This is a genomic window from Sphingomonas sp. (assembly GCF_040398505.1).
Classification (GTDB): Bacteria; Pseudomonadota; Alphaproteobacteria; order Sphingomonadales; family Sphingomonadaceae; genus Sphingomonas.
The window spans coordinates 1-2086 of the sequence record NZ_JBBATX010000141.1; the positions used below are offsets into that span (position 1 = coordinate 1).

General features: G+C 67.9%; 2 protein-coding genes. Both read right to left on the bottom strand.

Translation table 11 applies throughout. The annotated features are described in order from the left end of the window. Nucleotides 1–1053, bottom strand: a 1053-nt coding sequence (gene dapE, locus ABWP09_RS13170) for a succinyl-diaminopimelate desuccinylase (protein WP_353205582.1), incomplete at its 3' end; no start/stop codon positions are given. A 136-nt stretch (nt 1054–1189) separates the two neighbouring features. Then, the gene (locus ABWP09_RS13175; RefSeq protein ID WP_353205583.1) at nt 1190–1882 is read right to left on the bottom strand and encodes a helix-turn-helix transcriptional regulator; all 693 of its coding nucleotides are present in this window, start codon (nt 1880–1882) and stop codon (nt 1190–1192) included. Between the last annotated feature and the right edge of the window lie 204 nt (nt 1883–2086).

Here is a 2086-nt window from a genome sequence, read left to right on the forward strand (position 1 = left end):
CGCCACCGCTTCGTCGACCTTGTGCATCGTCGCGTTGGTCAGGCCGAATTCGACCGTCGGGCACAATGCCGAGAGGAAGCGCGCGTCGGAGGTGCCGCCAGTGGTCGAAAGCTCGGGCCGGATGCCGGTGCGCGCTGCGATCGCAGCGCCGATCAGCGTCGAGAAGGCACCCGGCGGGGTCAGGAACGCCTCGCCCGAGATGCGCGCGATCAGCTGGCCGGCGGGGGCGTGGCGGTGAACCAATGCTTCGATCCGTTCGACCAAATCCGCCCCGCGCTGCTCGTCGTTGAAGCGAATGCTCAGCCGCGCGCTCGCTTGCGCCGGGATCACGTTGGTCGCTGGGTTGCCGACGGTGATGTCGGTGACTTCGATGTTCGACGGCTGGAACCAGGCATTGCCGGTGTCGAGCACGATGGCGTCGATCTCGGCGAGGATCGCGACGAGGCGCGGGATCGGATTGTCGGCGAGCTGGGGATAGGCGACATGGCCTTGCTTGCCGGGCACGCTGATCCACAGATTGACCGAGCCGCGCCGCCCGATCTTGATCATGTCACCCAGCCGCGCCGACGAGGTCGGCTCGCCCACCAGGCACAGATCGGGCGCGACGCCGGTCGCGCGCATCCGCTCGATCAGCGCGCAGGTGCCGAAGGTGGCGGGGCCTTCCTCGTCGCCGGTGATGATCAGGCTGAGCGGTGCGCCCGGTTCGCGCGGGATCGCGGCCACGAACGCCGCGATCGCGCCCTTCATATCGACCGCGCCACGCCCGTAGAGCAGCCCGCCGCGCTCGACGGGGGTGTAGGCGCCGTTGGTCCAGCCCGTGCCCGGCGGCACGACATCGAGATGCCCGGCAAAGGCGAGGTGCGTGCCGACACCGGCGCGCGTCGCGAGCAAATTCTCGACCGGCCCGTCGGGTGCGTCGCCGACAAGGAAGCGATCGACCGTGAAGCCGAGTGGCAGCAACGCCGCCGCCAGCACGTCGAACACCGGCCCCTGTGCGGGCGTCACGCTCTCGCACGCCAGAAGCGCCTTGGTCAGTGCTACAGGATCGGTCACGTCAGCCCCTTCTCAACCCGCTTCCCTTTCGCGTTTCCGGGTGCGGAAGGGAAGCGGCTTTGCGGTGCCTGCGGGCGCAGCCAGCGGGCGGGGCGGCGACGCGGATCGGTTTACAGGTCGCTACTGTCAGTTTTTGTCAGTATTGATCGGGGTTGCCGCCGACGGCGCGCCATTCCTTGAGCAAGGCGGCGCGACGGCGCGGGTAGCGCTTGGGGGCAACGTAGAGCGCGGTGATCCGGTCGGTGCGGAAATGGCGATAGCCGTCGCGCAATTCGCACCAGCCGACGACGACGCGAACGCGATCGTAAAAGGCGAGCGCGAACGGCCAGATCGTGCGGTGCGTGGTTGCCCCGTGTTCGTCGGCATAGGCAATTTGCATGAGGTGTTCGGAGCGGATTGCCTGGCGGATCGTGGCAAGTTTGCGGTCGCCGACCGGAACCGGATCGCCGGGGCCGATCAGCAGGCCGGAGGCTTCGATATTGGCCTTGAGATCGTCGGGCAGCACCGCATTGATCTTGGCGAGCACGTTGCGCGCCGCCTTGCCGAGCGGCTGGTCGGCGCGTTCCGACACCCAGCGCGAGCCGAGCACCAGCGCCTCAATCTCTTCCTCCGAAAACATCAGCGGCGGGAGCATGAAGCCCGGGCGCAGCACATAGCCGACGCCTGCTTCGCCATCGATCGGCGCGCCCTGTGCGCGCAGCGTCTCGACGTCGCGGTACAGCGTGCGCAGCGACACGCCGAGTTCCTCGGCCAGCACCGCCCCGGTTACCGCACGGCGGTGCCGCCGCAGCACTTGGACGAGATCGAGCAGGCGTTGCGAGCGGGACATACCCACGTCGTAGCACATGCTGACGCGCATTGGCAGTAGCCCGCTTTACCGTTGAATGGTGCTTCTCTTGCGCTGCCGACCGCGACATAATCGCGTGACCTCGCCGGGCGCGGGGCGGGAGAGACGCCATGCCGAAACTCGATCTTGAGTCGATCCCGCAAACCAACGCGACCGACTATCCTGCGCCGTTCGCAGCGCGCGTCG

What these genes read in the sequence shown, in the direction of transcription:
- ABWP09_RS13175 (WP_353205583.1), bottom strand. Translation starts at nt 1,882, where the DNA reads ATGTCCCGCTCGCAACGCCTGCTCGATCTCGTCCAAGTGCTGCGGCGG.